Source organism: Gemmatimonadota bacterium (genome assembly GCA_016209965.1).
Classification (GTDB): Bacteria; Gemmatimonadota; Gemmatimonadetes; order Longimicrobiales; family RSA9; genus JACQVE01.
In genome coordinates, this window is sequence record JACQVE010000144.1 from 1 (window position 1) to 4,324 (window position 4,324).

General features: G+C 68.5%; 7 protein-coding genes. All 7 read right to left on the reverse strand.

Annotation, left to right across the window (positions count from 1 at the left end):
• Positions 1-333, reverse strand: a 333-nt coding sequence (locus HY703_05980) for a hypothetical protein (protein ID MBI4544720.1), incomplete at its 3' end; no start/stop codon positions are given.
• An 81-nt stretch (positions 334-414) separates the two neighbouring features.
• Positions 415-600, reverse strand: a complete 186-nt coding sequence (locus HY703_05985) for a hypothetical protein (protein ID MBI4544721.1) — start codon at positions 598-600, stop codon at positions 415-417.
• A gap of 132 nt (positions 601-732) precedes the next feature.
• Positions 733-1,113, reverse strand: coding sequence for a hypothetical protein (locus tag HY703_05990; GenBank protein ID MBI4544722.1), 381 nt, complete (start codon positions 1,111-1,113; stop codon positions 733-735).
• Positions 1,110-1,604 carry a hypothetical protein gene (locus HY703_05995; GenBank protein ID MBI4544723.1) on the reverse strand — a complete coding sequence of 165 codons (495 nt, stop codon included), beginning with the start codon at positions 1,602-1,604 and terminating at the stop codon, positions 1,110-1,112. Before HY703_05995 ends, HY703_05990 begins: the two co-directional genes overlap by 4 nt.
• A gap of 117 nt (positions 1,605-1,721) precedes the next feature.
• Positions 1,722-2,978 (reverse strand): serine hydroxymethyltransferase, encoded by a 1,257-nt coding sequence (locus tag HY703_06000; protein MBI4544724.1) that lies wholly within the window; start codon positions 2,976-2,978, stop codon positions 1,722-1,724.
• Positions 2,979-3,010: 32 nt separating this feature from the next.
• Positions 3,011-4,066 (reverse strand): Glu/Leu/Phe/Val dehydrogenase, encoded by a 1,056-nt coding sequence (locus HY703_06005; protein ID MBI4544725.1) that lies wholly within the window; start codon positions 4,064-4,066, stop codon positions 3,011-3,013.
• Between the two features lie 125 nt (positions 4,067-4,191).
• Positions 4,192-4,324, reverse strand: a 133-nt coding sequence (locus HY703_06010; protein MBI4544726.1) for an acyl-CoA dehydrogenase, incomplete at its 5' end; no start/stop codon positions are given.

A 4,324-nucleotide genomic window follows, 5' to 3' on the forward strand; every position in this document is an offset into this window, starting at 1 on the left:
CGCAGAGAGGGAAGGCAGCTCGTACCCGTGCGCCAGCTCGGCGGGCGGGGGGCGCGAGCCCAGGCCGATGTAGGCGACGTCCCGGCCCCAACTGCGCAGCGTACGCAGCAGCACCAGTGCGTCGCCGCCGTTGTTGCCGCTCCCCACCGCCGCGATCACGCGGCCCTGCGGGAAGAGGCGGTGCAGCACCAGGGCCGCGGCTCGCCCCGCATTCTCCATGAGCAGCCGCTGCGGTATGCCGTGCCGCTCCCGCGCCTCACGGTCCTGTGCTGCCGCTTCCTCCGCGGTCAGCAGGGGCACGTCCTCGCGGCCGTAAACGTCGTACGGGCTCACCGGTCCACGGCCCCCGATGAGCCCGCCCTGCCGCCGCCAGCGCGCGCCCGGGGCGGGCTCGAGCCGGCAGCGCGTCCCTGCTCACTTGTAGCTCTGGCTGATGGACCGGCCAAAGCTGATCTCCCCGTTGTCGATCCGGATGTTGAACCCGCAATCGGGATTCGAGCAGACCCAGGCCTTGAACGTGATCGGTGCGCCGTCCCGGCCGTAGTCGGACAGCGGGAGCATCTGCCCCCGGTCACACTTGCGGCACTGCGGGAATTCCATGTCTGCCGGCATCATTCAACCCCCTCCCCTCTCAGCAGGGACTCCTCTCGCCGCGAGCACTGCCCGGCCCGACCTGGGCGCGGGGAACGCAAGGCGCGTTCCCGCTCCGCGGCTCGACGCGGAAGACGGGACTCAAGGGCTCGCGCCCCACGGATACTTGCGCTCGAACGCCTCCCGAAAGTCGAACAGCCCCGCAAAGTCCTCAGGGGCGTCCTCTTCCTGCTTGATCAAGATCCCGCAGTCCACCAGGGCAAAGACGATCTGGCCCACGTCGGCCGTCGACTCGATGCCCCAATACTCGAACACGCTGGCCGCCATCGGCCCGAAGCGGTCGAGGGCCAGGTCGCGTGCCCCCTCGGCCAGCTCCCGGCCGCTGATGTGGCGCGGCGCGGGCAGGCGCTCGAGCACGTAGTGCAGCGAGGAGAGGACGAAGAGATAGGCCGTGTCGTGGAAGCGGGGGTGCCGTTCCCGCAGCCGGTCCAGCACCTGGTCGTCGAATACCACACTGCTCATGCCGCCCGCCGCTCGGAAATGGCCGCCGGCCGCGCCTGCTCGGCGAGGGTCCGCTCCACCAGCGCGTGGCGCAGCGCCTCGGCGATGTTGTCGATCAGCACCAATTCCAGCTTCTCCTTCACCTCCGCGGGCACATCCTCGAGATCCACCTCGTTGCGGCGCGGCAGGAGCACGGTCCGGATGCCGGCCTGCGAGGCGGCAATCCGCACGTAGCTCAGCGCCGCCTGCGCCGATTCCTTCATCACCGCGCCTAACTGCCCGGTCAGGTGGATCTCGCCATCACCGGGGATGGAAACGGCCTCGACAAATAGAATTTGGCCGCCGGCCGGCGTGTACGCCAGGGCCGTGGCCGTTCCCACCTCGTCCGTCCGGCCGGCCAGCTCCATCTCGAACTTCTCCTGGGCCGTGTAACCCGGCAGCTCGAGCACCTCGAGGCGGTGCTGCAGCGCGGGCGGCACCGTCGCCAGCGTGTTCGCCGTGGTGATGAACATAACCCGGGACAGGTCGAACGGCACCTCGAGGTAGTGGTCCTTGAGCGCCAGTTGCTTCTGCCCGTCGAGTTCGTAAGTACGCCACGCCGAATGCGGCCTTATTTGCGGATTCGAGCACTAAGTGGGCGAAAGGAGGTCCTGATAGATGGGGAATCCGGCGCACAGCTCGGCCACCCCCGTGCGCACGCGCTCGGTCACGCCCTCCTCGCCCGGCGCATCCAGCACCTCAGCGATCCACTCACCGACCAGGCGCATTTCTGCCTCGCGCATGCCGCGCGTGGTCAGCGCCGCGGTGCCCAGCCGGATACCGGAGGTCACGAAGGGCGAACGCGTCTCGCCGGGAACCGTGTTCTTGTTCACCGTGATGCGCGCTCGTTCGAGCGCCTCCTCCGCCTGCTTCCCGGTCAGTTCGCCCCGGCGCCGCAGGTCGACCAGCAAGAGGTGGGTGTCGGTGCCACCGCTCACCAGGTCGAAGCCCCGGCCCTCGAGCGACTCCCCCAGGGCGCGCGCGTTCGCGACCACCTGGCGCGCGTACGCCTGGAACGCCGGTTCCAGCGCCTCCTTGAAGGCCACGGCCTTGGCGGCAATCACATGCATGAGCGGCCCGCCCTGGAACCCGGGGAAGACCTGCTTGTCGATCGCCTTCGCGTGGCGCTCCCGGCAGAGAATGAAGCCGCTGCGCGGGCCGCGCAGCGTCTTGTGGGTGGTCGAGGTCACCACATCCGCGTGCGGCACCGGGCTCGGGTGCGCGCCGCCCGCGACCAGCCCGGCAATATGCGCCATATCCACCAGGAAGACGGCGCCTACCTCCGCGGCAAATTCGGCGAACGCCTCGAAGTCGATGACCCGCGGGTAGGCGCTGGCGCCCGCGATGATCAGCTTCGGCCGCTCGCGGCGGGCCAGCTCGCGCACCTGGTCGTAATCGATCCGCCCGTCCGCCTCCCGCACGCCGTAGGCGACGACGCGGAACAGCCGCCCACTGAAGTTCACGGGCGAGCCGTGGGTCAGGTGCCCGCCGTGGGTGAGGCTCATGCCCAGGATGGTATCGCCCGGGTCCAGAAACGCCATGTAGGCGGCCAGGTTGGCCTGCGCGCCCGCGTGCGGCTGCACATTGGCGTGCTCAGCGCCGAACAACTGGCGGCAGCGCGTGATGGCCAGCGTTTCGGCGGCGTCGACCCACTCGCAGCCGCCGTAGTAGCGCCGGCCGGGGTAGCCCTCCGCGTACTTGTTGCTGAGTACCGTGCCCATGGCCTCGAGCACGGCCACCGAGGCGAAGTTCTCGCTGGCGATCAGCTCGAGCACCTGGTTCTGCCGCTGCGTCTCGCGGCGGATGACGTGGTATATCTCCGGATCCTGCTGGCGCAGTGCTGCCATTGGTCCTTGCCGCAATCGGGTCATCCCCGGCTTCACAACCATGTGCGCTGGATCTTTGCCACCTGCTCGATGCGCCGTTCCGCCAGCCGGTCGGCCGCCTCGTGCGTCGGGATCCCTTGCTCCTTGGCCAGCTCGAAAAGCTGACCGAGCGTGTCGTAGATCTCGCCCGCCTTGCGCTTCGCCCGGTCGGCCGACCAGCCGTTCAGCTCGCCATAGACGTTGATCAGGCCGCCAGCGTTGATCACGTAATCCGGCGCGTACAGGATGCCCCGCCGCGCCAGCTCGTCGCCATGGCGCTCTTCCGCCAACTGGTTGTTGGCGCCGCCGGCAATGATGTCGACCTTGAGCTGCGGAATGGTCTCGTCATTGACGATGGCGCCCAGGGCGCAGGGCGCGAAGATCTGCGCCTCCACGCCGTAGATCTGGTCGGGCGCGACCGCCTCCGCGCCCAGCTCCCGCACCACGCGCTCGACCTTCTCCTGGTCGATATCGGTGACCAGCAGCCTGGCGCCCTCGGCGGCCAGGTCCGCGCACAGGTGGTAGCCCACGTGGCCCAGCCCCTGGACGGCAATGTGGATCCCCTCGAGCGAATCGCTGCCGTAGCGTTCCCGCGCACACGCCTTCACGCCGCGGTAGACGCCGTATGCCGTGACCGGCGAGGGGTCGCCCGAGCGGCCGGCTATGCCCGTGACGTACTCCGTCTCCATGTGCACGTAGTCCATGTCTTCGACGCTGGTGCCCACGTCCTCCGCCGTGATGTAGCGCCCCCGCAGCGACTCGACGAACCGGCCGTGGGTGCGGAACAGCATCTCGCGGCGCGTCATCTTCGGGTCGCCGATGATCACGGCCTTGCCACCCCCCAGGTTCAGCCCCGCAACCGCAGCCTTGTAGGTCATGCCGCGGGACAGGCGCAGCACATCGATCAGCGCCTCGAGGTCGCTGCTGTAGTTCCAGAAGCGGGTGCCGCCCAGCGCCGGGCCCAGGGTCGTCCGGTGAATCGCGATGATGCCCCGGTAGTTGGCTGCCGGCTCGTAACAAAACACGACCTGCTCGTGCTTGTGCTCGCCAATCAGGTCAAAGATCTCCATGGATTCTCCCCGTACGTGTTAGTCGCGCCCGTTCACCCCGGCGCCCGGCTGCGGCACCAGCCCTTAGTGGTCGAATCCGCAAATACGCCCGCATTCGGCGTGGGCGTACTTACGAACTCGACCACTTAGCCCTGGTAAAGCTCTCGCGCAATCACCACCCGCTGGATCTCGTTGCTGCCCTCGTAGATCTCCGTCGCCTTGGCGTCGCGCATGAGCTTCTCGACCGGGTAGTCGCGCATGTAGCCGTAGCCGCCAAAG

What these genes read in the sequence shown, in the direction of transcription:
- HY703_05995 (MBI4544723.1), bottom strand. Translation starts at nt 1,604, where the DNA reads ATGTTCATCACCACGGCGAACACGCTGGCGACGGTGCCGCCCGCGCTG.
- HY703_05990 (MBI4544722.1), bottom strand. Translation starts at nt 1,113, where the DNA reads ATGAGCAGTGTGGTATTCGACGACCAGGTGCTGGACCGGCTGCGGGAA.
- HY703_05985 (MBI4544721.1), bottom strand. Translation starts at nt 600, where the DNA reads ATGGAATTCCCGCAGTGCCGCAAGTGTGACCGGGGGCAGATGCTCCCG.
- HY703_06005 (MBI4544725.1), bottom strand. Translation starts at nt 4,066, where the DNA reads ATGGAGATCTTTGACCTGATTGGCGAGCACAAGCACGAGCAGGTCGTG.
- HY703_06000 (MBI4544724.1), bottom strand. Translation starts at nt 2,978, where the DNA reads ATGGCAGCACTGCGCCAGCAGGATCCGGAGATATACCACGTCATCCGC.